Genomic DNA, 26,717 nt, shown 5'->3' with positions numbered 1-26,717 from the left:
CCGGGCGGGGCTATAATGCCCGCGGGAGCATCCCCCGCGAGCGCGACCATGGAGGCGGGGATCACCCGATCCCATTCCGAACTCGGAAGTTAAGCCCGCCATCGCCGAAAGTACTGCGGAGTCAGTCCGTGGGAGGATAGGGCGTCGCGCTCGCGGAGGATGCTTTCTTTCTGCAGGCCCCCGGACCAGTCGCTGGTCCGGGGGCCTGCTGCGTGTTGGGGGCTCTCGGGGGATGCCCGGTGCTTGGCAACCTGTTGCTTCGGTTGTTGCATTACGGTAATGCATATGCTAAGATGCCTGGGACGGCGAAGGAGGAGCATGCAGGCGACGCTCAACATACGTATCGATGCGACGCTCAAGGAGCGCGGCGACCGTGTGCTGCGCGACAACGGAGTGAGCACCTCGACGGCAGTGCGATCCTTGTGGGCGCATATGGCGAGCACAAGGGAGCTCCCTGATTTTCTTCGCGCTGAACTCGATCGCCAGGATGGACGCGATCGAAAGAAAGCCTCCCTCAAGGCGTTTGCGGGCATCGCGGAGGGAGCGTGCTCGAACATGACAGACGCGGAGATGCGCGCGATGTATAGGAGCCGATATGAATAGCGTGCTCGTGGATACGAACGTGTGGGTGGATATCGCGCTCAAGCGGCCGGACTTCTTCGAGGACTCCCTCGGCTCCGTTATGGCGTGCGTCGAGGAGGGTGCGCAGATATTCGTCGTGGGCACGTCGGTGAAAGACGTGTTCTATTGGGCTGAGAGGTCGGCCGGTGCCGAGGCGGGCTATCGAGCCCTGAGCATGCTGTTCGATATAGCCGACGTGGCAGTTGTCGACGGTCCGGTGTGCAAGAACGCGGTTTCGCTCGAACGCCCCGATTACGAGGAAGGGATCATCTCCGCGTGCGCTCGGGCTGAGCAGGTGGAAGTCATCGTCTCGCGCGACGAGACGGCGTTCAAAGACGCCTGCGCGCCCAAGTTCACGCCGCGCGAGTTGCTCTCGCACCTCGGATACGAGATGGTCGACTTTTGATTGTATTGACGAAAGACATGGCTGCATTTTTGCACGGCGTCGGGTTTGGATTGAGTTTCAATGAGGCATAATGCGGAGAATCTCCTCGATAGAGCGAAGGCCCTTTCATGAGCACCTATCCCTCCAAGGACATTGAACGCGCAGCATGCACGGCGGCCGGTGAGGACGTACCACCGCGGGCGCTCGTGCGCGCGGTTGCGCCCCTAAGCCCCGCCGACGATGCGGGGTTCGAGCCGGGCTGCTCCGTGACCAGCGTGGACGGCCGTCCCGTGCGCGACCTCATCGACTGGCGGTGGCTCGCGTCGGACGATGTGATCGAGCTTGGCTACATCGACCTCGATGGCGAGGCGGGCGTCGTGGAGCTCGAGCGCGAGCCCGGCGAGGACTGGGGCCTCGAGTTCGAGGGCGTCGTGTTCGACGGTGTCAGACAATGCCGCAACGCCTGCACGTTCTGCTTCATGCGCCAGCTGCCGGGCGACGTGCGGCCCTCGCTCACGCTGCGCGACGACGACTTCCGCCTGAGCTTCCTCTCGGGCACGTTCGTCACGTTCACGAACCTCTCGGCCGCCGACGAGGCGCGCATCCTCGAGCAGCGCATCTCGCCTTTGCGCGTGTCGCTGCACGCCTCGAACCCCGAGGTGCGCAGCCGCATCATCGGCCGCCACGCGGCCCACGGGCTGGACGCGCTCGACCGGCTGCTGGCCGCGGGCATCGAGTTCCACGCGCAGATCGTGCTCATGCCCGACGAGAACGACGGCGACGTGCTGGCCGAGACGCTCGAGTGGGCCTACGCGCGGCCGGGCGTTCTGGACGTGTGCATCGTGCCGCTTGGGTTCACGAAGCACCAGACCCGCTTCAGCCGCAGCTTCAACGACCCGGCCGCCGCCCGCGCGGCGATGGAGCGCATCGTGCCCTTCCAAGAGCGCGCGCTCGCCGAGCGCGGCACGATGTGGGCCTTCGCGGCCGACGAGTTCTACCACAATGCCTACGGCCCTGCGCTGCTGGAGAACCTGCCACCGGCAGAGCACTACGGCGACTTCGGCATGTTCGAGGACGGCGTGGGCATCATCCGCTCGTTCGTGGACGACTGGGGGCAGGCCGCAGCCGCGGGCCTGCCCGCGCGCGCTGCGGACGCGCTGCGTGCGGCCGGGATACGGGCGCGCTATGTGGTCGGCTGCGCCACGCGGCACTTCCTGGGGCCGCTCGTGGCGGCGAGCCCCCTCGCCGGCGTGCTCGGACCCCTCTACGTGAAAAACGAGTTCTTCGGCGGCAACGTCGACGTGACGGGGCTCCTCTGCGGCTGCGACATAGCGGCGGCCGTGCGCGGGGCCGCGCGCCAGGACGACGAAACGCGCACCCTGTTCCTCCTGCCGAGCGTCATATTCAACGACGATTCGGTGACGCTCGATGACATGAGTTTGGAGGATATGGAAAAGGACGCGGGCGCTCCCCTTGCCGTGGTATCCTGTAACGCGTCCGATTTCCTGCGGGAGATCGTCGACTTGGCCGGGCGCGAGAGCCCGGCCCCTGACCGAACCAACCTGTGAGGTGCCATCATGCCCCTGCCACTCGTCGCGGTGGTCGGACGGCCGAACGTCGGCAAGTCCACCTTCGTGAACCGCATAGCCCAGGCCGACGAGGCCATCGTCCACGAGATGCGCGGCGTCACGCGCGACCGCTCGTACCATGAGGCCGACTGGAACGGCGTCGAGTTCAAGCTCGTCGACACCGGCGGTATCGAGATGGGCGACGACGACGCCTTCCAAGGCTCCATCCGCGCGCAGGCCATCGCCGGCGCGAACGAGGCCGACGTCGTCATATTCATCGTGGACGGCAAGACGGGGATCAACGCCGACGACGAGGCCGTCGCGCGCATCCTCCGCAAGGCGGGCAAGCCGGTGTTCCTGGTGGTGAACAAGATGGACACCCCGAACCGCACCGACGAGCTGTGGGAGTTCTACCAGCTGGGGGTGGGCGATCCCTGGCCGGTGTCCTCCACGCACGGCCACGGCACGGGAGACCTGCTCGATGCCGTGGTGGATGAGCTGCGCCGCGCGGAGGTGCCTGCCGACGAGGAGGAGGAACCCTCCATCAACGTGGCCATCATCGGTCGCCCGAACGCCGGCAAGTCATCGCTCACGAACAAGATGACGAAGGGCGACCGCTCCATCGTGTCCGACGTGGCGGGCACCACGCGCGACGCCATCGACACGGCCGTCGAGCACGACGGCACCCTCTACACCATCGTGGACACGGCGGGCCTGCGCCGCAAGAGCCAGATCGACCAGGACGTTGAGTACTACGGCTTCGTGCGCGCCATGCGCGCCATCGACCGTGCCGACGTGGCGCTGCTCGTCATAGACTCCACGCTCGGCCTGACCGACCAGGACCAGCGCGTGGCGGGCTATGCGGCCGAGCGCGGCTGCGCCATGGTCATCGTGCTGAACAAGTGGGACCTGGTGGAGGGCCCAGAGGCCAAGGCCGACATCCGCGAGCGCATTGCCGATCGCATGACGTTCGTGGGCTATGCGCCGGTGGTGGCCATCTCGGCGCTCACGGGCAAGAAAGTCGACCGCATCTGGGAGGCCATCGACAAGGCGTACGAGAACTTCAGCCAGACCATCCCCACGAACAAGCTGAACACGTGGCTCTCGGGCATCCGCGAGACGGGGCACACGGTAAGCAACGGCAAGGCCGTGCTGCGCATGAAGTACGTGACGCAGACGGGCACGTGCCCGCCGTACTTCACGTTCTTCGTGAACCGGCCCGACCTGGTCACGGACAACTACGAGCGCTTTTTGGAGAATCGCCTGCGCGAGGGGTTCGACCTCGTGGGCACGCCGGTGAAGCTGAAGTTCAAGAAGAAGGACTAAGGGGTACGATGCAGGATCTGCTAGTTGCGGCCGCGCTGTTCGTCGCGGCATTCCTCCTGGGCTCCGTCCCGTGGGGCCTCATCATCTCGAAGGTGTTCTACCATACCGATTTGCGCGAGCATGGCTCGGGCAACATCGGCACCACGAACGCCATCCGCACGATGGGCAAGGTGGGCGGCTACGCCGTGTTCGTGCTCGACTTCGGCAAGGGCCTGCTCTCGGGCGTGCTGGCCTGGTGGTTCAGCTGGCAGTTCCTGCCGGGCGGGGGGCTGGTGCCCGGCGCGCTCGTCAGCTACGACACCATGCTGGCTGTCGCGTTCCTCGGCTGCGTGTGGGGGCATATCTTCAGTCCCTGGCTGGGCTTCAAGGGCGGCAAGGGCATCGCGGTGGCCGTGGGCTGCCTGTTCGTCACGTTCGGCTGGGTGGGCGCCTGCCTGGAACTGCTCATATTCATCGTGCTGGTGGTGGCCACGAAGCGCGTGTCCATCGGCTCGATAGCTGCGGCGCTGTCCTGCCCATTCTTCTCGCTGTACTACTTCTGGGGCGACTGGATCGCCGTCGCCCTGTGCACGCTGGCGGGGCTGACGGTGGTGTGGGCGCACCGTGGGAACATCAAGCGATTGCGCGACGGCACCGAGAGCAGGATAGGCGACAAGAAGAAAGCGTAGGCGCAGGATGAAGATCGCGGTTATCGGGGCGGGGTCATGGGGAACGGCGCTGGCGCAGGTGCTGGCCGGCAACGGGCACGACGTGGGACTGTGGGCGCGCAAGCCCGAAGTGGCATCGGCGATCAACGCCGACCACCGCAACCCGCGCTACCTGGGCGATGTCACGCTGTCCGGGCGCATCGCGGCCGCTTCCGCGTATGAGGACGTGCTGGAGGGCGCAAGCGCCGCCGTGATCGTCACGCCTTCGAGCATCATGCGCGACGTGGCGGACCGGCTGGCCGGCCTCGCGGGCGAAGACTTTCCGGTGATAGTCTGCTCGAAGGGCGTCGAGGAGGGCAGCGGCCTTCTGCCGGTTGAGGTGTTCGAGGCGGAGATGGGCAACGCGGCTCGCCTGGCCGTTCTCTCCGGTCCTAACTTCGCAGCCGAGGTGATACGCGGCATCCCGTCGGGCACCGTGGTAGCCAGCCCCGACGCGGGGACGGCGGCATTCTTCCAGGAGCTGTTCGCCTCCGAGACCTTCCGCACGTACGCGAGCGACGACGTGGTAGGCGTGGAGCTGTGCGCCGCCTTCAAGAACGTCATCGCCATCGCGGTGGGCGTGTCCTACGGAATAGGGTTCGGCGACAACACGGCCGCCATGCTCATGACACGCGGGATCGCCGAGATGAGCCGCCTCGTTGTGCGCTGCGGCGGCCAGGCGCTCACCTGCATGGGGCTGGCGGGCACGGGCGACCTCGTGGCCACCTGCACCTCCGAGCACTCGCGCAACCGCCGCTTCGGCAGGCTTTTGGCCGAGGGCGACACGCTCGAGGGGTTCACGGGGCGCACGCACATGGTGGTGGAGGGCGCGCTGGCCTGCCGGACGCTCAAGACCCTGGCCGACGCAACCTGTGTGGAGCTGCCCATCACCGATGTCGTGCGCAGCGTGGTGTGGGAGGGTGCCGATCCTCGCGACGTGGCCAAGACGCTCACGAGCCGGCCCCTCACCACCGAGTTCTACGGGCTTTAGGGTTCCGTCGGCCTGCCGGCCGACGGAACGCAGCCATCGCCGCGATCTCGGGCCCCACGGCCGGCCTCGCTGACTTGCTACGCCAACCAGGGAGTTCGAGAGTCGTCGGGTCTTTACGAGCCAAGAACGCTCAACTGGGCCATGCCGCCGGCGCCGCGGACGGAGCGGACCTTGCGGGCGGTGAAGCGCAGCAGGCGGTAGTCGGCGACCCAGCAGCCGGCCCCATCATCCCAGAGGTCGTCCTCGCAGGCCTGCTCCAGATCGTCGAGGATGGCGGCGCGCTCGTCCTCGCGGTACAGGTTCAGGCTCTTCGCGAAGAATTGCTCGGCGAACCGCCGCAGGCCCTCCCTCCCGCCGGGGAGCGGGGTGGGGCGGTCGAACGCCTCCATCAGCTCGACCTCGAAGCCGGCGATGCCCAGCAGGCGGCGGTATGCCCCCTCCCTTGGGAAGCAGAACCGTCCCGAGTAATCGCCGCTGTGCTTGCGCAGGGCTTGGGTGTAGCCCTCCTCGATGCGCGCGATGTTGCCGTGGGCGCCCATCTCGGCCACGAGCAGGCCGCCGTCGTCGAGCACGCCCGCCACGCTCTTGAGGAGCGCCACCTGGTCGGGCACCCAGTGGAACACGGCGTTGGAGAACGCCACGTCGAATGCGCCCTCGAACGGCAAGGCGCAGGCATCGGCCTCGACGAGGGTGACGTCGGGATGGCCGCCGCGCGCCTTCTCCAGCATCTCGGGCGAGGAGTCGACGCCGGTGACGGGGCCGATCTCGGCGAGCGCGTCCAGGTGCGCCCCCGTGCCGCAGCCCACGTCGAGGATGCGCAGGCGCTCCGCACCCTCGCCGCGCCGGGCGGCCTCGTCGCGCACGAGCTGCACGAGCGCCGCGCCGTACGCCCCCACGTAGCCGTGCTGCCCGTCGTAGAGTTCCGCATCCCATTCCATGTTCGTCCCGCCCTCTCGATTCGGTTGCATTGCCGTCAAGTATAGCGCAGGCGGGGCGGTTTCCTTGCCTCGTGCAGCTGGGGGCATTCTCCTGGGCGCGGGGCTCGCGGTGGGCGCGAGGTTCGCCAGCCGGTTGCATGTCGCTTCCTTTTCGAGGCGGCGCGGCGTGCGCCGCCTGCCCTCGAGCGTGCCTCTCACCTTGCGGAAAGGGCGCGCCCTGCGTTGCACGCCGTCCTGCCCGGGCAGGGCATGCGGGATCCCCGCCCCTGCTCCGCCTTTTCTATGAGCGCGAGGGTGCGCTTTATCTAACGGGGCGGTGACAACGCGATGACCGGGGGCTTACCGTCGGGGGAATCGCGTTGCGGGACGTGCCGTGGTGGCTTAAGGTACCTCTTGTCCGAAACGACGACCCCCTCCGCTCCGGAAACGGCAGCGGACCGCATCGAGAAGGAGCACGCCATGCCCGAGCTAGCAAACCCGTTCGTCGCGAACGTTCCGCGCACGATGACGAAGCAGGAGCTCGTGCAGGCTGTGCGCGTGGAGCTGACCGGCGAGCTGGAGGCCCAGATGCTCTACGAGGCGCATGCGGCGGCCACCGATGACGAGGTGGCGCGCAAGGTGTTCCTGGACATCGCCGACGAGGAGAAGGAGCACATGGGCGAGCTGCTCGCACTGCTCCAGTACCTCGACCCGGCCGAGGCCGGGCACCTGGCGGAAGGCGTGGGCGAAGTTGAGGGCATGATGGCCGAGCTGGGCATCGACAAAAGCGTGGCCGACGATCTCATGGGATCGTCCATACGCAACGACACCGGTACCCAAGAGGAGCTGGAGTCGGGCAGGAACAGCAAGTAGAAGACAACCTATTCGAGTGACCCGTCGTCTCGTCTCTCGTGTGAACCCCCCCCCTCTCTCTCAAACCTTCGACGGGCACGTGAAGCATGCGCACCTTCCCCTTCTCCTCAGTGCGTACTGCATGGCCCTCCTCCGGACCCCCCATCCAGAGGAGGGTCTTTTTGCGCAGACGGGATGCGTTTCTGATATCCTTTGGGTAAGATCGGGCGGATAACGTGGATGGCGGGAATGGCCGGGGTTTCCGGCTGGGCTCGGAGGGAGAGGGATGCTCCATGAGGAAAAGGCTTCTGATTGTCGCCTTGCTGGCAGCCGTGACGCTGATGCTCGGCCTGGCGGGCTGCGGCTCGGGGGATACGGAGGGCCGGGAGGCCCAGCAGGATGTCGAGGGGCTGCCGGCGTGGGCGGACGAGGCCGCCGTCACCGCGCAGGCGCGCGACGCGATAGACCTGTTCGTTGCAGGTGACTACGAGGGCTTGGCGTTGCTGTTCGGCGATCCTGCGCCGGCTGCCTCGGATTTCGAGAAGGCTGCCCGGGCGGCCGAGGACGTCGGCGGCTTCGAATCGTACGGCGACGTGTCCTTCGCGCACTACGACGGAGGTGCGGACGGCATGGCGGCCATCGTGGTCCAGCAGGCGCATTGCGAGAACGACGACCTGGTCTACTCCGTCGGCATCGCCGAGGACGGCAGGCTCGTCGGATTCCGCCTCAGCTAGGTGCCTTGTCGTGGAAGGAGCGACTTTATGAAGAAGAGGATGCTGGCAGCGGCGGCGCTCATGGCTGCGCTGGCCGTGCTGTGCTTGGCGGGCTGCGGGTCGAGCGCCTCGGACGAGAACTACCGGGAGGGGCTGCCGGCGTGGGCGGACGAGGCTGCCGTCACCGAGCAGGCGCGCGAGGTCATCGAGCTGGTGAATGCGCGCGATTTCGACGAGGTGGCTGCCCGTTGGGACGACGGGAACGCGACCGCCGAGAAGCTGGAGCAAGGCCTGGGCGGCGCCCTCGACCAGTTCGGCTCGTTCGAGGGCTTCGCAGACGTGAGGTACGGCCAGAGCGAGCCAGGCGGCCGGTCGGCCGCCACCGTCGTCCAGCGTGCCGATTACGAGAACCAGAAAGCCCAGTTCAATGTGAGCTTCTACGAAGATGGCTCCCTGGCTGGGCTCTACGTGTACAAGGTGGAGGGCTAGGCCTCCGCATCGGCTCCCGCCCCGTCGCCGGCCGCGCTGCGGCGCAGCTCGTCCCGCAGGGCGGGTACGTCCGTGCCGAGCTTCGCCAGCTTCACGGCGCCGGTCCAGGGCGCGGCGACAGGCTCTACCAAGCCGGGTTTGAACGCGAGCATGGTCACGGTCAGGTCGGCGGCGAACGTCGGCCGGGCCGCGGTGCCGGTTTGGGCCGCAAGGCCGCTCGGCACGTCCACGGCCACGGCGAAGGGCGCCCCCTTCGCCTTCGCGGGCAGCGAGCGCCGGGGCCGTTCGTGCTCCCCGCGCTCGTGCGTGCGCTTGCGGTGGCGGCCGCGTCCCTTGCCGCGCGTGCCCTCGAAGCGACGGCGGTTGGCGGCGCGTATCCAGCTTGCATACGGCTCGCGCACCTCGTCGCCGCTGAAGCCGGTGCCCAAGAGCGCGTCCACCACGGCCTCGGCCCGGTCGACGGCATCTGCCAGCACGTCGGCGTCGGGTGCGATGAGCACCGAGAGCGGCAGGTCGCGCGCCGCCGCGTCGGAGAACGCCGCGAGCGCCGTCGTGCGCGCCGGCTCGGCATGCAGGCGCTCGGCCAAATCGGGCGCCACGAGGGTCACGGGGTAACCCGCCTCGGCCAGCGAGCGGGCGCACACCCAGCCGTCGCCGCCGTTGTTTCCCGAACCGGCGAGCACCACGACGGGGGAGGGGTCGGGCACCCAGGCGCGCACCTCGTCGGCCACGGCGGCTCCCGCGCGCTCCATGAGCGTGGCGAGCGGCGTGCCGTCCTCGGCGATGCGGCGCTCGAGAGCGGCCACCTCGGCCACGTCCATCACGGCCCGGCGCTCCCGTGCGACCTCGACGCCGGCCACGGTCATGACCCGCGTGTTCGACAGCACGCCGTTGAGCATGACGAACGGACGCTTCAGCGCCGCCGCGCGCACGGCGCGCACGCCGAGCGACGCGGCCCAGGCGGCCATGAACGCGAGCCAGATCCAGATGAGGGCTGCCCGGTTCTGCGCGACGAACGCCAGCACTGCGTTCGTCGCGCCCGCTTGCGACGCGTCGAGGCCCATCGTGCCGACCAGGAGCTTGAAAGGCATAGTGGCGAACAGGAAGAGCAGCCCGTAGCGGGCGACGATCTGGTACCAGCGCGCCGGCGAAGCATCGGAGCGCACGATGCGCAGCTTCAGCAGCTTCTGGCCGAGCGTCTGGCCGTGCAGGAGCACGGGGATCAGCATGAACACCGCCGCGAACGACAGCCACGCCACCCAGCCGGGGCCGAACCAGCCTCCGGCGGGAAGGGGCGCCTGCGTGACGACCATCAGCCGAACGGCGCCGGTGACCACCGTAGCGGCGCAGGCGATCGCGAAGTCGATGCCGAACGACAGCGCACGCTTCGTGACGCTCGCGCGTACGCCAGCCTCGCGCGCCTCCATGTTCACGAGCCGCATGTCGGGCAGCACGCGCATCGCGGGCCCCACCGCCCAGAAGCCCACCATGGCGCCGAGCGTGTTCAGCATGAGGTCGTCCACGTCGAACAGGCGGTACGGGTGCACGTAAAGGCCCCACAAGCCCGTGATCTGCGACATCTCGTAGAACAGCGTGGTGGCGAACCCGATGAGCAGCGTCTGCCACCACGTGCGCCTGAAGTAGTAGCGCAGGTACATGCCCAGGGGCACCAGTAGCAGCACGTTGAAGAGGGCCTCGTAGACGTTGGGGTTGCGCAGCAGGCCCGGCCAGGTGGAGGGGTCCGCGAGCGAGGCCGTGGAGCTGTCCGCGATGAGCTGGACGAAGTGGAACGGCACGAGCTGCGGGTGCGCCGCATAGGGCACCACGGCCGAGCGGTTCTCCGGCAGCGGCAGGATGACCATGTAATAGGCCACGAGCATATAGAACACGAACGAGTACACGACGAGCGTGCGCAGCCAGGGGATGGAGCCGAACTTGCGGTACTGGTAGACCATGTAGGGCAGCGTGATGGCGAAGGCGATCAGCGGGAAGGTCACAAGGCCGAACACGATGTTGCCGGTGTAGACGCTCATGGAACAGGCTCTCCTTGGGAGTCGGGTGCGCAGGGGCCGTGCGCAGGGTGTGTCCGCACGGCGCACGTGACGATTATAGGCGATGGCGCGCGAGCCGGCTCCCGCGTCATCGCCTCGACGCTTCGGTTGCGCGGCTTCTCTGCACCGCGGTCCGGCTCATGCGGTTCTGAACGGTCCTCCGCCTGGGAGCGGGCGTCGGGCCCCGCGCCCTCCCCCTTAGGCGCGCGCCGTCGGCTCCTTCGCCTGCGCCTCGGCCCGTAGGGTGCGTCGTTCCAGGTCCAGCAGGTACGCCTTGGCCTTCGCGTCGTCGCCGTGCCCCGAGGGGGCCCCGTTTGCGCCGATCACGCGGTGGCTGGGCACGATGACGGGCAGCGGGTTCTTGTTGCAGGCGCTGCCCACGGCCCGGCACGAGCGAGGGCTGCCGATGGCTGCCGCTAGGTCGCTGTAGGAGCGCGCCTCGCCGTAGGGCACCTCGCGCAGGGCCTCCCACACGCGCCGCTGGAACTCCGTGCCGGCGGGGGCGAGCGGCAGGTCGAACGCGCGGCGCTTGCCGGCGAGGTATTCCTGCAACTGGTTGGCGGCGCGGTTCGTGAGCTCGGTGGCGAGCTTGCGGCCCTCCAGCTCTCGCTCGCCGAATGCGAGGGCCGTGAGCGCCCGCCCGTCCGAGGCGATGGTCACGTGCCCGAGCGGCGTGCGGTAGGCGAAGTAGGTGGGGGCGGGGCCGGTCATGGCGCACCTTCTCTCGGTCGTGGACGGTCTCCATTATAATGCGCACGCGGTCCTCGCGGCGCGCCGGTGGTCCCTTCTGCATCAAGGCGTCACCTTCGGGGGGCGTGCGGCAACAGGATGCGCTCCCTCCCGCGTCCGCACGGCGGGAAATTTCCGTAGCTGCGGTATACTTGGCCTTGACCTGCGTTTCGATACCGGAAGTTGTCAGGAGCGCCGCAAAAAAGAAGCCGCAAGTTGGTTGAGCGGGCACCGGGGCGCCTGCATGATAGGTTCATCGATCGCGCGAACGAAGGACGGGTCTATGAGCTTTCGCGAAAACATGCAGCACCTGCGCGCCACGCGCAACATGACGCAGGAGCAGCTTGCCATGCTGCTGGGCGTCAGCCGCCAATCGGTGTCGAAATGGGAGGCCGAGCGCGCGTGCCCGGAGATGGACAAGCTGCTGCGCATGTGCGCCCTGTTCGAATGCACGCTCGACGAGCTGGTGTGCGGCGACCTGACCGGGCGGGCGGCCGCCGAGGCCTCCAGCGTGCCGGCGGGGAAGCCCCAGGACGTGACCGGCTACGACCAGGCTATGCGCACGTTCGCGTGGAAGCTCCCGCTCGGCATCGCCGTTGTCATCCTGGGCGCCGCGCTGGCGTTGCTGCTGTCCGATCCTGCGCTCATGCCGTCGCTTGAGGTGCGGAACTTCGCAACCGTGCTCGTGTTCGTCGGCGCGGCCGCCGGGCTCGCGCTCATCCTTCCCGCGTCGTTCGAGCGCAGCGCGTTCCGCAAGGCGCACCCCTTCGTCGGAGACTTCTACACGGCCGACCAGAAAACACAAGCCCGAGCGACCCTTTCGACGGGCCTCGTGGCGGGCATCGCCCTCATCTTGGCGGGGATGGCTGCGACCATCGTGCTGCAGGCGGACGTGTGGCTTGCAAGCGCGGTGTTCTTCCTGTGCGCTGCGGTCGGCGTGTTCGTCATCGTGCGCAGCTGCCTGCTGGGCTCGCGCTGCAACCTCACGCGCTACAACCGCAGATCGCTCGGAGGTATGAGCGAAGAGCAGATCGAGGCCATGTGTGACGATGGTCTTGCCGAGCGCGCCCGCCGTGCGAAGCGCGAGAGCGGCACCTACGCTGCCGTCATGTGCGCGGCAACGGCGGTCGGCCTCGTGCTGGCGTTCACGCCTGCGGCACCTCTCTTCCTGCTGGCATGGCCCGTCGGCGGCATCGTGTGCGCCGCGATCAAGGCGTTTCGTTCCTCGCGGAGCAGCCGCTAAGGCGTCTCGCACGCCATTCCAAACCGCTCGTTCATATGGTTCAACCCAGGGCGAAGGCTACTTCGCCCTGGTCGATGATGCCAAAATCCAAAGGAGAACGCATGAATGCTGTAGGAGAGCGCACGCGTGCCACCGTAGTAGCACGCGAGGTCAGGAAATCGTTCAGCGCGGGGAGGGGGAGCAGGCGGCGGGTCGTCGACGTGCTGCGCGGCGTCAGCCTGCGCGTCGAGCCCGGCGAGATGGTCGGCATCGTGGGGCCCAGCGGCTCGGGGAAGTCGACGCTGCTGTACTGCCTGTCGGGGCTGGAATCGGCCGACGCCGGCTCCATAGAGGTGATGGGCCGGCAGGTCGTGCGCGCAAGCCGCACCGCGCTGTTCAAGACGCGCCGCGACCACGTGGGCTTCATCTTCCAGTCGTACAACCTCGTGCCCTCGCTGAGCGCGGGGGAGAACGTGTCGCTGCCCGCGCGCCTTGCGGGCCGTCCGCTCACGACGGAGCAGACGGCCGCCGTGCTCGCGAGCGTGGGGCTGGAAGGACGCGCGAAGAGCCGGCCCGCGGATATGTCGGGCGGCGAGCAGCAGCGCGTGGCCATCGCCCGCGCGCTCGCGGGCGGGGCCGACGTGATCTTCGCCGACGAGCCCACCGGCGCGCTGGACTCGCGCAACGGCCGCGAGGTTCTGGGCATGCTGCGCGGCATCGCCGACGACCCGCAGCGCTCGGTGGTGATGGTGACCCACGACCTGGAGGCTGCTTCGCTGGCCGACCGCGTTCTCGTGCTGAAGGACGGCCAGGTACTGCGCGAGCTGGGACGCTCCGCCCCGGCGGAGATCCTCGAGGCGCTGGAGGCGGCACGATGATCCGGCTTGTGCTCTGCGACCTGCGCGACCATGCCGCCACGTGGACGGGCGCGTTTCTGGTGGCCGTGGCCTGCGGCTTCATCGGCGGCTTCGCGGCGTCGCTGATGGCCACGGCGAGAACGTACCCGAACACGGAACCGCTCGCGGCGTCGGTGCTCGTGTTCTCCTCGGTCGCGGCGGTGGCGGTGCTCGTGTCGGCGGCGGGCCTGACGGTCGCGGCGCAGCGTCGAAGCTACGCGCTCTGGCAGTTGGCGAACGTGGGTCCGCGCCGGGTGACCGCGGTGGTGCTAGCGCAGCTGGCCGTGGTGGCGATGCTGGGCGCGGTGGCCGGCACGCTCATCGAGGCCGTCTCGTTCGCCCCATTGTTTCCGCTCGTGTTCAGCTCGCCCCAGTACCAGCCTATCGACCACGTGGTTCCCGACGCAGGGCTGCCGTTCATGCCCGCGGTGTGGCTTGTGGTGGCGTGCGTGTTCCTCGTCGGGGGTTCGAAGGGGGCCCGCAGCGCGGGGAGGACGCCGCCTCTCGACGCGCTGCGCGAACCGGAGCCGGCGCGGAAGGGCATGACGTGGCTGCGCGTCCTGCTGTTCGCGGGGTTGGCTTTCGGCACAGGGCAGCTTGCCGCCTCCCTGCTCGGGAAAGACCTGGACGCTTTGGGCAATTCGCTGTTCCTTCCGCTTTTCATGGCGGCCACGCTCGTTCCGGTGGCTCCCGTGGTCTTCTCCTCCCTGCTGGGGGTTTGGACCTCGCTCGTTCCGCAGGGTCGCTCGTGCGCCTGGTGCCTGGCGCGGCACACCGCGCGCTTCGGCCTTTTGGCCAGCACGTCGGTGGAGACGCCCATAATGGTGGGGTTCGGGCTGGTGGCCGGGATTTTTTCGCTTAGCAGCTCATTGACGGCCGTCATACGGCAGCAGGGCTCGACCTTCAACGCTTCGCTCGACTTCACCTCGGCCATCCTGCTGCTCGGCGGCCCCATCCTCCTGTGCGCCGTGGGCGCGGCAGTGAGCGTGGTCATGTCGTCGAAGACGCGCACTCGCGACGTGGCCCTGCTCGTCGCGAGCGGCGCACGGCCGGGAACGCTGCTGGGGGCCGCCGTGTGCGAGGCGCTCATCCACGCCGTCACCGCCACGCTCGTGGGGGCTGCGGTCGTGGTCGCGTCCAACGCCGTTGTCGCCTACGCGGTGGGACTGCCCCTGTTCGCGAACCTCGCGTTCGGCGAGGGGCTCGTCGTCTCGCTCGCAGGATTCGCCCTCGTCTTGGCAGCGACCCTCGTACCTACGTGCGCTGCTCTCGGCCGAGCGCCTGCAGCCGTGCTGGCGGCGGGGGAGTGAGGCTCTCGTGTCTCCCCCCGGACAGCCGGTCGAGGCGGGAGCGCGGGCGAGGCTGTCCCGGCGCAAGCGGGCGGTCTTGGGGATTCTCGGTTCTCCGGGACGGTGCGGCTGCGGCCGGAGAGGGCCTTGGGCGTTCTGGCGGGACCTTGCCATCTACTTCTGCGTGTTCAGCGTGGCGGGGCATTGGATGGAGATCGGCTATTGCACGCTCATCCGCTTCGGGCTCGTCCCCGGCACCTATGACCCGGGCTCCCAGATATGGTCGGATTGGCTCTACCCGTTCTGCGTGTACGGCTTCGGCGCTGTTGCCTGCGTGCTCGTGCTGTTCCCCGTCAAGAACCGCCTTGAGCGGCATTTCGGGGGCCGTGTCGCGCCGCTGCTCGCGAGCTTCGCCGCGAACACGCTCGCGTGCACGCTCATCGAGCTGGCCATGGGCCTCGTGCTGAACCGGCCCGGTCCCGACGGCGTGCTGCCGCTGTGGGACTACAGCGACATGTTCTGCAACTTCATGGGCCAGGTGTGCCTGCAGAACGCCCTCGCGTTCGGTGCGGCAGCCACGCTCATGACCTGGGTCGTCCACCCGAAGCTTGCCGCTTTTCTACGGCAGGTGCCCGAAGGTGCCTTGAACCTCGTGTCCGCCGGCATGGGAGCCGGTTTCTGCCTCTTGCTTCTGCCATAGCCTTGCGTCGCGCCGCCGGCACTGCCCGTCGGCGGCGGGCGACCAGGGAGACACGCAATCGCCGATTCCTTGCAGGAGGCAATGCCGGTGCGTTCGGTCCTTCCAGGTGTTAGCCGTGCCGCCCACGTGTGGTTTTCTTCGCGTACCCCCTGCCGGGCATGCGGTGGCGCGGGGCGTTGCGCTAGAATGGGGACGGTCAAAGAGCCTGCAACGCCCGGATAAGGAGTCCCTCATGTTCGAACCGGTGAAGATCGCACCGTCCATCCTGTCGGCCGACTTCATGAACCTCGGGCGCGACATCGCCCTCATCGAGGAGGCGGGCGCGGGATACGTGCACGTCGACGTCATGGACGGGCACTTCGTGCCGAACCTCACCATGGGCGTGCCGATAGTGAAGCAGTTGAAGAAGGCCACGTCGCTGCTGCTCGACGTGCATCTTATGATAGACAACCCGTTGGAGCAGCTGCCATGGTTCCTCGATGCGGGCGCCGACCTCGTCACCGTGCATGCCGAGGTCCTGGACGCCGACGGGCTCGCCCGTGCCGTGGCCTCCATCCATGCGGCCGGGGCCAAGGCGGCCGTCAGCCTCAAGCCGCGCACGGCGCCCGGCGTGCTGGCGCCCGTCGTCTCCGATGTGGACATGGTGCTGGTCATGAGCGTGGAGCCTGGTTTCTCCGGGCAGAGTTACATCGAGGGAAGCGAGGACAAGGTGGCCCGCGTGGCCGCGCTCGCACGCTCCGTGGGCGCCTCGCCGCTCATCCAGGTGGACGGCGGCATCGGCGAGGCCACGGCGCCGCTCGTGGCCGGGGCCGGGGCCGACGTGCTCGTGTGCGGCAACGCCGTGTTCGCCGCCGAGGATCCCGCACGCGCCCTCGCCGAAGTCGCCGCGGCGGCCGAGGAAGCGCGCCTGGCCGCGCTCGCGGCACGGAAGGAGGCGTAGGCGGCATGCCTTCCTTCGACGCGAACGACTACGTCTACCTGGACTGGGCCGCCACGGCGCCGCTGTGCGAGGAGGCCGCCCTGGCCATGGCGCCCTACCAGGTGCCGGGCCGCGCCAACCTGGCCGTGGGGGGCAACGCGAACTCGCTGCACGCCCCCGGCCGCGCCGCATTCTCCGCCCTCGAGGACGCGCGCCGCTCGCTCGCCCGCGACCTGGGCGCCTCGCGGCCCGACGAGATCGTGCTCATGTCGGGTGCCACCGAGGCCGACGATGCGGCGCTGCTCGGCATTGCCCGCGCGGCCGCCGCCGAGCGCCGCCGCCGCGGCGGCGGCGACTTCGTGCCGCATGTCGTGACCACGGCCGTGGAGCACGACGCCGTGCTCGCCCCCGCCAGGCGCCTCGAGGCCGAGGGCTTCCGCGTGACGCGCCTGGCGCCGAACCGCCAGGGCTTCGTGGAGCCGGCCGCGCTCGAGGCCGTGCTGGACGAGGACGCCGTGCTGGTGAGCGTGCAGGCCGCGAACAGCGAGGTGGGAAGCATCCAGCCCATCGCGGCGCTGGCCCGCGCCGCGCACGGGGCGGGCGCGCTCTTCCACACCGATGCCGTGCAGGCGCTCGGGAAGGCGCCCGTGGACGTGGGGGCATGGGGCGTGGACGCCGCGTCGTTCTCGGCCCACAAGGTGGGCGGCCCCAAGGGCGTGGGCGCGCTGTACCTGAGGGCGCGCACCCCCTTCGAGCCGCAGGCGATCGGCGGCGGCCAGGAGTCGGGGCGCCGCAGCGGCACGCAGAACGTGGCCGGCGCCGCGGGCTTCGCCGCTGCGGTCCACGCGGCGTGCGGCCTGCAGGAGCGTGAGGCGGCGCGCCTGAGCGCGCTGCGCGACCGGCTCTATGCGGGATTGGCTGCCCACGACGCCGTGGAGGCCACGGTGGACGTGGCTCCGGGCAGCGTGGAATTCCTGCCGAACATCGTGCACGTGCTCGTGCGCGGGCTGGAGAGCGAGACGCTCATCCTGCGCTTCGACCTGCGCGGGTTCGGCGTGTCGGGCGGATCGGCCTGCTCGTCGCATTCGCTCGCGCCCAGCCACGTGCTGCATGCGCTCGGCATCGACGACGACCGCGCGCACGGGGCGCTGCGCATCTCGATGGGACGCTACACGACAGAGCGCGACGTCGACGCCTTCCTCGGAGCCGTCGCTGGCGTGCTGGATTGGAGCTAGGGAACATGGAGCTGGTGACCACGCACACGCACACCTCGTTCTGCGGGCACGGCGAGGGCACGGTGGAGGAGCTCGCAACCGCGGCCGAGGCGGCCGGCGTCACGACCCTCGCCGTGACGGAGCACTACCCGCTCTCCAAGGCGTTCGACCCGCGGGACTACCTGTCCATGCCGGCCGCGCGCATGGGGGAGTACCTGGCGGCGATCAGCGAGGCGCGCGAGCGGCACCCGGACCTCGAGATCATCGCGGGCTGCGAGCTGGACTGGCTCGGAGCCGACGACGACCGCACCATCGCGGCCGACGACCTGGCCCCGTTCCAGCTCGTGCTGGGCTCGGTGCATTTCGTGGACGCCTGGCCCTTCGACGACCCCTCGCAGCGCGGCCGCTGGGACGAGCCGGGCGCGCCCGACGCCATCTGGCGCCGCTACTTCGAGCTGTGGTGCGACGCCGTGTCCTCGGACGTGCCGTTCCACGTGATGTCGCATCCCGACCTGGCCAAGAAGTTCGCCTACTACCCGACCTTCGACGTGGCGCCGCTCTACGAGCAGGCCGCCGAGGCGTGCGCGGCCGCGGGGCGCATGGTGGAGGTGAACACGTCGGGGTCGTATTACGCCTGCGAGGAGATGTTCCCCGCGCCGGCGCTCCTGCGCCAGTTCTGCCGTGCGGGCGTGCCGTGCACCGTGGGCACCGACGCGCACCGTCCCGACCATGTGGCGCGCGACGTGGAGGCGGCCTACCGCCTGATGTACGAATGCGGTTATCGAACGGTAACGGTTCCCACCGCCACGGGCGACCGGCGCGAGATCGACCTCATACTGTGAAGCAAATGGTGAGCGACGTGCGGGAAGGAAGATGATCGACATGGCTGGATCGAAGAAGGACAAGGTGCAGAAGGGCCTCGCCCAGCGGGCTTCGGGGCCGCTCTCGAAGCAGCTGCCCACCATGACCGTGGGCGCGCTGGAGCGCGCGCTGCTCAAGGAGTTCCCGGCGGCCGACGCCGAGGCGTGGGACCGCACCGGCATGACGGTGGGCGACCCGGCGCGCCTCGTGGAGGGCGTGGCCGTGGCGCTCGACCCCACGGTGGACGCCGTGGAGGAGGCCGCTTCGATGGGGGCGAACGTGCTCGTGACGCACCATCCCGCCTTTTTGCAGCCGCCCGACTCGTTCTCGCCGGCCTCCTCGGTGGCGGCGAACCCCGGGGCGCTCGTATGGGCCGCCGTGGCGCGCGGCGTGGCGCTGCTGTCGTACCACACGGCGCTCGACGTGAGCGCGCAGGCCCAGCGCGTGCTGCCCGGCATGCTGAACCTGCAGTTCCGCAGCGTGGAGGTGCCGCTGGCCTCCTCGAAGCGCAAGGGCTACGGCCAGCGCTGCACCGTGAAGGCGGGCGACGGGCCGCTCACGCTCGGGCAGCTGGCCGCACGCTGCACCTCGGTGTTCGCGCGCCAGCCGCGCGTGTGGGGCGACTTCTCCCGCGAGCTGGAGCGCGTGGTGACCACGACGGGCTCGGCGGGCGACGTGGCGGCCACGGCGCTGCGCGACCAGGTGGACTGCCTGGTGTGCGGCGAGATAAAGTACCATGAGGCCCTGGCGCTCTCCCAGGCGGGGCTGACCATCGTGGAGCTGGGGCACGATACGAGCGAGCTGCCGCTGGCGGCCGTGCTGGCCGCGGCCGTGGAGGGCGCGGGGGTGCCCGGCGAGCTCATCACCATCATCGACCAGGGAGACAACTGGTCGTATCCGGAGACGACGCGCGTCTAGGCGCGTCGGGGGATTAGGCGCGCGAGCGCCGAACGAAGAGAAGGAAGCACATGCAAGCAACGACCGACGACCTGACCAACTTGCTGCGGATGCAGCAGATCGACCTCGACCTGATGAAGGCGAAGAAGAAGCTCGAGGAGCTGCCCCAGCGCGCGACCATCCTCGCGGCGCGCCAGAAGAAGCGCACCATCGAGCAGAAGCGCGAGCAGGTGGCCGAGATGCGCGCCAGGGCCGAGGGCATGGCCGCGAAGCTCGCGGCCGAAGATGCCGAGCTGGCCGAGAAGCAGCGCCGGGTGCAGGAGGCCATCGACGGATCGCTCGGCAACTACCGCAACGTGGAGGCGCACACCAAGGAGCTCAACGGCTTCGCGAAGCGCCGCAACGCGCTGGAGGTGGAGCTCACGCGCCTGGGCGAGGAGCTGGCGAAGATCGAGGGCGTGCAGAGCCAGGTGTCCCAAGCGCTCGCCGAGGTCGATAAGCAGGAGGCCGCCGCCATCGTGTCGTTCCAGCGGGAGGGCGGCGCGCTGCAGGCCGAGATCGCGCGCATGAGCGCCGATCGCGAGGGCATGTCCGCCGAGCTGTCCCCCGAGCTGCGCGATACCTACAACCGCACGGCTTCCCGCACGGGCGGCGTGGCCGTGGGCCTTCTGACCGAGGGGCGCTGCGGCGTGTGCCGCACCGTCATCGACGGCGGCCGCCTCATCGACCTGAAGGCGGAGGCGCCGCTCGGCACGTGCCCGCACTGCAAGCGCCTGCTGGTGGTCATGTGATGGAGGGGCCGACGGTGGAAGGCGGAGCCATGGAGCCCGACCGGGATACGGCGCAGGAAACCTGCGCCGTGCAGAGAAATGCCCCCTACGACGGCCCTGGCAAGCTTTCGGGCAGCATGCACCTGCACGTGGGCGGGGGCCACTACGAGCTCACGGTGAAGGACCATTTCGACGCGGCCCATGCGCTGCCGGGCTACGATGGCCCCTGCCAGTATCTCCATGGACATACCTGGGAGGTGGAGGCGACCATCGAGGGGCAGCATCTCGACGAGGTGGGCATGCTCTACGACTTCAAGGACGTCAAGCGCGACCTGCATGGCGTGCTGGAGAACTTCGACCACCGCTGCCTGAACGACGTGCCGCCCTTCGACGAGATCAACCCCACGGCCGAGCACCTGGCCCGTGTGGTGTTCTACGAGCTGGAGAAGACGTTTCCCGCGCATATCTCGCTTGTGGAAGTGGCCGTCTGGGAGAGCCCGGCAGCGAAGGTGGTCTACCGGCCGTAGGATGGGCCCCTCTTCAGCCGCCCCCCGGGAGGGGGCGGCTGAAGGCGAGAAAAGGCGTCCAACGCAAAAAAGCCCGCGGTTGCGGGCTTTCGCTTGCAGGGCGGGAGACGAACCGGTTAGGCGCGCTCGACCTTGCCGGCCTTCATGCAGCTCGTGCACACGTTGGCCTTGCGGACGCGGCCTTCCTTGTCCTTGATGGTGATCTTCTGAATGTTCGGACGGAACACGCGGTTCGTCACGCGGTGCGAGTGGCTGACGTTGCGTCCCGCAACCGGATGCTTACCGCAAACTTCGCAAACTTTAGACATCGTTATCACTCCAGGTTCGTCTTGTTTCCGCACGGCTAAAATACCGTTGATGACAAAAAAGCCTTCATACTATAGCACATAAAACGAATGCCTTACAAGAATTTTTCGTGTAGTATGGACGGCGCCCAGAACAGGCCCGACGCACAGCGTTTCGCCCATGCGGTATACTTCGTCCATAGCCTGCGTACGTCCGCGCGGATTCGCGCCCGCGCTTCGAAAGGAAGAGCCATGAGCACTGTGATACCCGGCAACCTGCACGTTGCCAACGACGTCTTGGCCGACATGGTCGGCAACGCTGCGCTCGAATGCTACGGCGTCGTCGGCATGGCCGCCCCGTCCGCGGCCGACGGCATCGCGAAGATCCTGCCCACGTCCCGCCTGCGCCGCGGGGTTGTGGTCACCACGACCGATGCCGGCGTCCACGTGGAGCTCTACGTGGTCATAGAGTACGGCACGAACATCAACACCGTGTCGCAGAACCTCGTGGACCAGGTGACGTTCGCCCTGAAAGAGTACGCCCGCGTGCCCATCGACGGCGTCGAGGTGCACGTCCAGGGCGTCAAGGTGCGCAAGTAGCCGCGCGAAGAGAAGCGTATAGAGACGAGCCCCGCGCCTGCGGGCGGCCCGCCCCGAGGCGGCCGAGGGGGCGCGGGGTTTACCGCCGAGAGAGAGACAGACCTACCATGCCAGAATCCTATACCGCGAACGACCTGCTCAACGCCATAGCTGCCGCGAGCAAGACGCTGAGCGAGCGCAAGGACGAGATCAACCGCCTGAACGTGTTCCCCGTGCCCGACGGCGACACGGGCACGAACATGTCGCTGACGCTGGAAACCGTCGTCGAGAACCTGGCGAACCTGCCCATCGGCGCTGGCGGCACCGAGATCCGCAAGGCCATCACCACGGGCGCCCTCATGGGCGCGCGCGGCAACTCCGGCGTCATCACGTCGCAGATCCTGCGCGGCCTGTGCGAGGGCAGCGTCGGGCACGAGGCCGTGAACGCCGAGAGCATCGACTCCGCGTTCTCCCATGCCGTCGACGTGGCGTTCCAGGCCGTGCGCAAGCCGGTGGAGGGCACCATCCTCACCGTGCTGCGCGACAGCGCGGCGGCCGCCAAGCGCGCCCGCAAGAAGAAGCTCTCCACCGACGAGGCGCTGGAGGCCGTGGTGGCCGAGGCCTACGCGTCGGTGCAGCGCACGCCCGACCTGCTGCCCGTTCTCAAGGACAACGGCGTGGTCGACGCGGGCGGCTACGGCCTGGCCATCTTCTTCGACGCGTTCGCCGCGGCTCTCACCGGCAAGGAGGGCCCGCTGGGCGACGAGCTGGCCTTCGCGCGGGGTACGGCCCCGAAGGTGGAGATCGAGCAGATCAACGACTGGGAGGGCTCGGCTTACCGCTACTGCACCGAGTTCCTGGTGAACTCCGACACGCTGGACGCGGAGGAGGGCCTGGATTTCCTGGGCACCATGGGCGACTGCGAGCTGCTGGTGGGCCAGAACCCCAACTTCAAGGTGCACGTGCACACGAACACGCCCGACAAGGTGCTCGCCTACATGCTGGAGCGCGGCCAGATCGCCGAGGTGCACATCCACAACATGCAGCTGCAGAGCGCCGCTCGCACCGACGCGCTGGCGGCCGAGGGGGAGGCCGCGCGCAAGCCGATCGGCTTCGTGGCCGTGGCCGCGGGCGAGGGCAACGCGAAGATCCTCAAGAGCCTGGGCGTGGACGTGGTCGTCTCGGGCGGCCAGACCATGAACCCCTCGACGAAGGATCTGCTGGATGCCGCCAACGAGGTGAATGCGGACGCCGTGATCATCCTCCCGAACAACAAGAACATCATCATGGCCGCGCAGAGCGCGTGCGGCCTGTCCGACAAACCGTGCGCCGTCGTGCCCACCACGAGCGTGCCGCAGGCGTTCTCCGCGCTGTTCGGCCTGGACGAGGACGCGAGCCTCGAGGAGAACGTGGAGGCCATGACGGAGGCGTACGCCGACGTGCGCACCGGCGAGGTGACGCGCGCCATCAAGGACGCCAAGGATGCTCACGACAACCCCATCCGCGAAGGGGACGTCATCGGCATCGCCGACGGCTCCATCGAGGCCGTGGGCTCGGCCGTGGAGGACGTGGTCATGGACCTTCTGGCCCGCATGGACGCCGACGAGGCCGACACGCTCACGCTCCTGGCCGGCGAGGACTTGGACGACGCGGCCTTGGGCGCCCTCGTGGCGCGCATCGAGGAGGCGTACGACGAGTTGGAGATCGACGCGCACCGTGGCGAGCAGCCGCTGTACCCGGTGGTCATGTCGGTTGAGTAAGGAGTTCCGCCGTTCTGCCGAACGGCGGAACGGGCCGACGCTGCGGGGCGTCCTTGTGCCGGATCTCGGCCCTTGTGCACCGCGCGGCGCGTACCGAAGTACGCTTGGCAGTGCGGCGGGCCGATCTCCGGCACGAGGACGCCCCTCGCTGACTTTCGAACGACCTGGAGACGCACATGGACGCACCTGACCGCTTGGCAGCCACCCTCGCGCTCGACGAATCCGTCGGGCGCGTCCGTTTGGTGAGCCCGGCGCGCGCCCGTGCGCTCGAGGCGCTGGGCGTGCGCACGGTGCGCGACTTGGTGACGCACTTCCCCCGGCGCTACATCGACCTCTCGCGGCGCGAGACGGTGGCCTCGGCCGCCATCGGGGAGCAGTGCACGGTGGAGGGCACGGTGCACGAGATAAAGCTGAAGCGCCCCAAGCCGAAGCTGCCGCTTGTGGAGATAACGCTCGTGGACGGCACGGGCACGCTCATGGTGACGGCGTTTCGCCAGCCGTGGCTCATGGACCAGGTGCGTGCCGGCATGCGCATCGCCGTGGCGGGAAAGCTGGAGTTCAACTACGGCTTCAAGCGCATGACGAACCCCTACCTCGAGGCGCTGGAAGGCGCCGAGGGCGCGGCTGCCGGCATGGTCATACCCGTGCACCCCGCCACCGAGAAGCTGTCGGCCGCCTGGGTGCGCCGGCTCGTGGGCAACGCGCTTACGCAAGTGGCGGGGCTGTACGACCCGCTGCCGCTGGAGCTGCGCGCGAAGTACCGCCTCATGAGCCGCGGCGCGGCGCTCGCGGCCATCCACTTCCCCCGCAGCATGGACGAGGCTTCCGAGGCGCGGCGGCGCCTCGTGTACGAGGAGCTGCTGTTCCTGGAGCTCATGCTCATGGAGGAGGGCCGGGAGCGCGCCGAGGGGTGCGAGCCCGTGCGCCACGTGACGGACGGCCCGCGCCTGACGGCGCTCGCCGCAGCGCTGCCCTGGGAGCTCACCGACGAGCAGAAGGCCGCGCGCGACGACATCCTGGCCGCGCTCGCGGCGCCCGCCACGGCGAACCACCTGCTTCTGGGCGACGTGGGAACGGGCAAGACCGTCGTGGCCGCGCATGCGCTGGCCGCCGCGGCCGACACGGGCGGCCAAGCGCTGCTCATGGCCCCCACCGAGGTGCTGGCCCGCCAGCATGGCAAGAGCCTGGGGCCGCTGTTCGACCAGGCGGGCATCTCATGGGGGGTGCTCACCGGATCCACGCCCCCCGCCGAGCGCGAGGCGGTGCTCGCGCGCGTGGCGGCGGGAGAGGTGGACGTGCTCGTGGGCACGCACGCCCTCTTGGAGGACGACGTGCGCCCGAGGCGGTGCACGCTCGCGGTCATCGACGAGCAGCAGCGCTTCGGCGTGGACCAGCGGGCGAAGCTGCTGGCGAAGGGCGAGGCGCCCGACGCGCTCTACCTCACGGCCACGCCCATCCCGCGCTCGCTGGCGCTGGCGCTCTTCGGCAACCTCACGCTCTCCTACATCAGGCACCGCCCGCACGACACGTCGGCGCGCACGACGAAGGTTGTGGCGAAGCAGGAGCGCGGGCGCGCCTACGACGCCGCGCTCGCCGCGCTCGCGCGCGGGGAGCAGGTGTACGTGGTGTGCCCGCTCGTGGGGGCGAGCGCCGAGGAGCGCGACGCGAAGGCCGGCAAGCGCGCGGGGCGCGAGGGCGACGAGGACGAGTACGCCTACGCCGCCATCAGCATCGAGGACGACGCCGACCTGGACGGCGGCAACGTGGCGGCCGCCGAGCGCGAGGCCGCCTTCCTGCAGCAGAAGACGTTCGTGGACTGGAAGGTGGAGCTTCTGCACGGGCGGCTGCCCGCTGCGGAGAAGCAGGACGTCATGGCCCGCTTCCGGGCAGGCGAGACGCAGGTGCTGGTGGCCACGACCGTCATCGAGGTGGGCGTGGACGTCCCGAACGCCACGGTCATGATCGTGGAGGACGCCGACCGCTTCGGCCTGTCGCAGCTCCACCAGCTGCGCGGCCGCGTGGGGCGCGGGGAGAAGCCCGGAGAGGTGTACCTGGTGAGCGCGTCGCGCACGGATGCGGCGCTGCGCCGTCTGGCGGCCATGGAGACCACCGACGACGGCTACGAGCTGGCGGCCTACGACCTGTCGCTGCGCCGCGAGGGCGATATCCTGGGCAACCGCCAGCACGGCGCCTCCGCGCTCAAGCTGGTGAACGTGGTGCGGGACGGCAAGGTGATCGAGGCGGCGCACGCCGACGCGCGCGCCCTGCTGGAAGAGGATCCGCGGCTCGAGGCGCCCGCGCACCGCGCGCTCGGGCGCGAGGCGCGGCTCGCGTTCAAGCGCGCCGGAGAGGTTCAGGGGGGCTGACATGCGCATCATTGCAGGAGAGTTCAAAGGGCGTACGATCAAGGCGCCGAAGGGGGACGGCACGCGCCCCACGACCGACCGCGTGCGCGAGTCGCTCATGAGCGCCGTGAACAGCGCCTGCGGCGGCTTCGAGGGCGCGACGGTGCTGGACGCGTTCGCCGGGTCGGGTGCGCTCGGGTTGGAGGCGCTCTCGCGCGGCGCCGCCTGCGCGCACTTCTTCGAGCGCGACGGCGCGGCGCAGCGCGTGCTGTGCGGCAACGTGCGCGCGCTCGGGTTGGAGGCGCGCCGCGCGCGCATCCACCGCGGCGACGTGCTGAGGGACCCGCCCGCCCATGCGCGCCCCCCGTTCAGCCTCGTGTTCCTGGACCCGCCCTACGCGCTCGCCGCGCAGGGTGCGCTCGGCCTGGCGGCAACCCTCGCGGCCGACGGCGCCCTCGCGCCGGACGCGCTCGTGGCGTACGAGCACGGGGCGGGCACCTGCGGCGAGGCCGACGCGGCCGCCGCCGCCTGCGGGCTCGCCCTTGCATCGCGCAAGAAGTACGGCGATACTGTCGTGGACCTGTTCAGACCGAAGGAGCTTTGACCTGTTATGAGACGAGCACTCACGCCCGGAACGTTCGACCCCATCACCAGCGGGCACCTCGACGTCATCACGCGCGCGGCACAGCTGGTGGACGAGGTGGTGGTGGCCGTAGCCGCCTCCCCTAAGAAGAACCCGCTGTTCTCGCTCGAGGAGCGCGCCGAGCTCGTGCGCCAGGCCACGAGCCACCTGCCCAACGTGCGCGTGGAGCCCTTCGACGAGCTGCTCGTGGACTTCGCTGCCCGCATGGAGGCCACCGTGGTGGTGAAGGGCCTGCGCGCCATCACGGACTTCGAGTACGAGTTCCAGATGACGGCGCTCAACTACCAGTTGAACCAGGAGCTGGAGACGCTGTTCATCATGTCGCCCCCGCAGTACATGTACCTGTCTTCGTCCATCGTGCGCGAGATTGCCAGCCTGCACGGCGACGTGAACGGCTTCGTGCCCCCGTGCGTGAAGGGCGCCCTCGAGGCCAAGTTCGCGGAGTAGGCCCAAGGAGGGCCGCGCGGGTTCCGGTATGGCAAC

At 69.1% G+C, this 26,717-nt stretch carries 28 protein-coding genes and 1 rRNA gene; 25 read left to right on the top strand and 4 right to left on the bottom strand.

The features are described from left to right. The first annotated feature begins 38 nt into the window (after nt 1-38). The 7 genes from rrf (at nt 39) to K9U15_RS14310 (ending at nt 5,577) form a co-directional block, all read left to right on the top strand. A 5S ribosomal RNA gene (rrf, locus tag K9U15_RS14340) occupies nt 39-153 on the top strand. Nucleotides 154-318: 165 nt separating this feature from the next. Further along, complete coding sequence (locus K9U15_RS14335; protein WP_161959788.1) at nt 319-603, top strand: type II toxin-antitoxin system RelB/DinJ family antitoxin; 285 nt, start codon at nt 319-321, stop codon at nt 601-603. After that, nucleotides 596-1,027, top strand: a complete 432-nt coding sequence (locus K9U15_RS14330) for a PIN domain-containing protein (protein ID WP_096228389.1) — start codon at nt 596-598, stop codon at nt 1,025-1,027. The genes K9U15_RS14335 and K9U15_RS14330 overlap by 8 nt, the downstream gene beginning before the upstream one ends. A gap of 107 nt (nt 1,028-1,134) precedes the next feature. Continuing rightward, complete coding sequence (locus tag K9U15_RS14325) at nt 1,135-2,574, top strand: DUF512 domain-containing protein (RefSeq protein WP_123674562.1); 1,440 nt, start codon at nt 1,135-1,137, stop codon at nt 2,572-2,574. Nucleotides 2,575-2,583: 9 nt separating this feature from the next. After that, nucleotides 2,584-3,900, top strand: a complete 1,317-nt coding sequence (der, locus tag K9U15_RS14320) for a ribosome biogenesis GTPase Der (RefSeq protein WP_087192170.1) — start codon at nt 2,584-2,586, stop codon at nt 3,898-3,900. An 8-nt stretch (nt 3,901-3,908) separates the two neighbouring features. Then, on the top strand, nt 3,909-4,568 hold the full coding sequence (plsY, locus tag K9U15_RS14315; RefSeq protein ID WP_087192169.1) for a glycerol-3-phosphate 1-O-acyltransferase PlsY: 660 nt from the start codon (nt 3,909-3,911) through the stop codon (nt 4,566-4,568). Nucleotides 4,569-4,575: 7 nt separating this feature from the next. After that, nucleotides 4,576-5,577, top strand: coding sequence for an NAD(P)H-dependent glycerol-3-phosphate dehydrogenase (locus tag K9U15_RS14310; protein WP_096228392.1), 1,002 nt, complete (start codon nt 4,576-4,578; stop codon nt 5,575-5,577). Nucleotides 5,578-5,690: 113 nt separating this feature from the next. On the opposite strand, the gene K9U15_RS14305 is transcribed toward K9U15_RS14310, so the two are convergent. Continuing rightward, nucleotides 5,691-6,515, bottom strand: a complete 825-nt coding sequence (locus K9U15_RS14305; RefSeq protein ID WP_157780592.1) for a class I SAM-dependent methyltransferase — start codon at nt 6,513-6,515, stop codon at nt 5,691-5,693. A gap of 459 nt (nt 6,516-6,974) precedes the next feature. Here K9U15_RS14305 and K9U15_RS14300 point away from each other — a divergent pair, with 459 nt between their 5' ends. The 3 genes from K9U15_RS14300 (at nt 6,975) to K9U15_RS14290 (ending at nt 8,548) form a co-directional block, all read left to right on the top strand. Beyond that, entirely contained in the window at nt 6,975-7,367 is a 393-nt protein-coding gene (locus K9U15_RS14300) for a demethoxyubiquinone hydroxylase family protein (RefSeq protein WP_087192166.1), read from the top strand. A 272-nt stretch (nt 7,368-7,639) separates the two neighbouring features. Next, complete coding sequence (locus K9U15_RS14295) at nt 7,640-8,080, top strand: DUF3887 domain-containing protein (RefSeq protein WP_096228394.1); 441 nt, start codon at nt 7,640-7,642, stop codon at nt 8,078-8,080. Nucleotides 8,081-8,107: 27 nt separating this feature from the next. Continuing rightward, a complete protein-coding gene (locus K9U15_RS14290) occupies nt 8,108-8,548 on the top strand; it encodes a DUF3887 domain-containing protein (protein ID WP_096228395.1) in 441 nt (146 codons plus the stop codon). Here the strand turns inward: K9U15_RS14290 and K9U15_RS14285 are convergent. Both K9U15_RS14285 and K9U15_RS14280 read right to left on the bottom strand, forming a co-directional pair. Further along, nucleotides 8,545-10,581 (bottom strand): NAD(P)H-hydrate epimerase, encoded by a 2,037-nt coding sequence (locus tag K9U15_RS14285; RefSeq protein ID WP_301156449.1) that lies wholly within the window; start codon nt 10,579-10,581, stop codon nt 8,545-8,547. The genes K9U15_RS14290 and K9U15_RS14285 overlap by 4 nt on opposite strands. A 216-nt stretch (nt 10,582-10,797) precedes the next feature. Then, nucleotides 10,798-11,310, bottom strand: a complete 513-nt coding sequence (locus K9U15_RS14280; RefSeq protein WP_087192162.1) for a methylated-DNA--[protein]-cysteine S-methyltransferase — start codon at nt 11,308-11,310, stop codon at nt 10,798-10,800. Nucleotides 11,311-11,611: 301 nt separating this feature from the next. On the opposite strand from K9U15_RS14280, the gene K9U15_RS14275 reads away from it, so the two are divergent. From K9U15_RS14275 to queD, 10 genes are all read left to right on the top strand, one after another. Continuing rightward, on the top strand, nt 11,612-12,571 hold the full coding sequence (locus K9U15_RS14275) for a helix-turn-helix transcriptional regulator (protein WP_123674565.1): 960 nt from the start codon (nt 11,612-11,614) through the stop codon (nt 12,569-12,571). 101 nt (nt 12,572-12,672) lie between these two features. Next, nucleotides 12,673-13,428 carry an ABC transporter ATP-binding protein gene (locus tag K9U15_RS14270; RefSeq protein ID WP_123674566.1) on the top strand — a complete coding sequence of 252 codons (756 nt, stop codon included), beginning with the start codon at nt 12,673-12,675 and terminating at the stop codon, nt 13,426-13,428. Continuing rightward, on the top strand, nt 13,425-14,756 hold the full coding sequence (locus tag K9U15_RS14265) for an FtsX-like permease family protein (protein ID WP_123674567.1): 1,332 nt from the start codon (nt 13,425-13,427) through the stop codon (nt 14,754-14,756). Before K9U15_RS14270 ends, K9U15_RS14265 begins: the two co-directional genes overlap by 4 nt. Before the next feature lie 7 nt (nt 14,757-14,763). Beyond that, nucleotides 14,764-15,435, top strand: a complete 672-nt coding sequence (locus tag K9U15_RS14260) for a putative ABC transporter permease (RefSeq protein WP_367316895.1) — start codon at nt 14,764-14,766, stop codon at nt 15,433-15,435. Nucleotides 15,436-15,667: 232 nt separating this feature from the next. Then, nucleotides 15,668-16,375: a ribulose-phosphate 3-epimerase gene (gene rpe, locus K9U15_RS14255; RefSeq protein ID WP_123674569.1), complete on the top strand. Its 708-nt coding sequence runs from the start codon at nt 15,668-15,670 to the stop codon at nt 16,373-16,375. A 5-nt stretch (nt 16,376-16,380) separates the two neighbouring features. Continuing rightward, nucleotides 16,381-17,589, top strand: a complete 1,209-nt coding sequence (locus K9U15_RS14250; protein WP_123674570.1) for a cysteine desulfurase family protein — start codon at nt 16,381-16,383, stop codon at nt 17,587-17,589. A 5-nt stretch (nt 17,590-17,594) separates the two neighbouring features. After that, nucleotides 17,595-18,410, top strand: coding sequence for a histidinol-phosphatase HisJ family protein (locus tag K9U15_RS14245; RefSeq protein ID WP_123674571.1), 816 nt, complete (start codon nt 17,595-17,597; stop codon nt 18,408-18,410). Between the two features lie 40 nt (nt 18,411-18,450). After that, nucleotides 18,451-19,347: a Nif3-like dinuclear metal center hexameric protein gene (locus K9U15_RS14240; RefSeq protein ID WP_241557764.1), complete on the top strand. Its 897-nt coding sequence runs from the start codon at nt 18,451-18,453 to the stop codon at nt 19,345-19,347. A 50-nt stretch (nt 19,348-19,397) separates the two neighbouring features. After that, complete coding sequence (locus tag K9U15_RS14235) at nt 19,398-20,117, top strand: zinc ribbon domain-containing protein (RefSeq protein ID WP_123674573.1); 720 nt, start codon at nt 19,398-19,400, stop codon at nt 20,115-20,117. 29 nt (nt 20,118-20,146) lie between these two features. Continuing rightward, nucleotides 20,147-20,623: a 6-carboxytetrahydropterin synthase QueD gene (gene queD, locus K9U15_RS14230; protein ID WP_241557765.1), complete on the top strand. Its 477-nt coding sequence runs from the start codon at nt 20,147-20,149 to the stop codon at nt 20,621-20,623. Between the two features lie 116 nt (nt 20,624-20,739). On the opposite strand, the gene rpmB is transcribed toward queD, so the two are convergent. Continuing rightward, nucleotides 20,740-20,931, bottom strand: coding sequence for a 50S ribosomal protein L28 (gene rpmB / locus K9U15_RS14225; protein WP_041240000.1), 192 nt, complete (start codon nt 20,929-20,931; stop codon nt 20,740-20,742). 228 nt (nt 20,932-21,159) lie between these two features. Between rpmB and K9U15_RS14220 the strand changes: the two genes are divergently transcribed. The 5 genes from K9U15_RS14220 to coaD all read left to right on the top strand — a co-directional run bounded on the left by K9U15_RS14220 (nt 21,160) and on the right by coaD (nt 26,681). Continuing rightward, the gene (locus K9U15_RS14220; protein ID WP_015538882.1) at nt 21,160-21,507 is read left to right on the top strand and encodes an Asp23/Gls24 family envelope stress response protein; all 348 of its coding nucleotides are present in this window, start codon (nt 21,160-21,162) and stop codon (nt 21,505-21,507) included. Between the two features lie 107 nt (nt 21,508-21,614). After that, the gene (locus tag K9U15_RS14215) at nt 21,615-23,246 is read left to right on the top strand and encodes a DAK2 domain-containing protein (RefSeq protein ID WP_096228405.1); all 1,632 of its coding nucleotides are present in this window, start codon (nt 21,615-21,617) and stop codon (nt 23,244-23,246) included. Nucleotides 23,247-23,422: 176 nt separating this feature from the next. Beyond that, nucleotides 23,423-25,612 carry an ATP-dependent DNA helicase RecG gene (locus K9U15_RS14210; protein WP_096228406.1) on the top strand — a complete coding sequence of 730 codons (2,190 nt, stop codon included), beginning with the start codon at nt 23,423-23,425 and terminating at the stop codon, nt 25,610-25,612. 1 nt (nt 25,613) lies between these two features. After that, nucleotides 25,614-26,195, top strand: a complete 582-nt coding sequence (gene rsmD, locus K9U15_RS14205) for a 16S rRNA (guanine(966)-N(2))-methyltransferase RsmD (RefSeq protein WP_301156443.1) — start codon at nt 25,614-25,616, stop codon at nt 26,193-26,195. 6 nt (nt 26,196-26,201) lie between these two features. Then, nucleotides 26,202-26,681, top strand: coding sequence for a pantetheine-phosphate adenylyltransferase (gene coaD / locus K9U15_RS14200; RefSeq protein ID WP_087192123.1), 480 nt, complete (start codon nt 26,202-26,204; stop codon nt 26,679-26,681). The last annotated feature ends 36 nt before the right edge of the window (nt 26,682-26,717 follow it).

The organism is Gordonibacter sp. RACS_AR68, assembly GCF_030418485.1.
Lineage (GTDB): Bacteria > Actinomycetota > Coriobacteriia > Coriobacteriales > Eggerthellaceae > Gordonibacter > Gordonibacter urolithinfaciens.
Note: the sequence above shows the minus strand (reverse complement) of the source record. Positions and strands in the feature narration are given on the sequence as shown.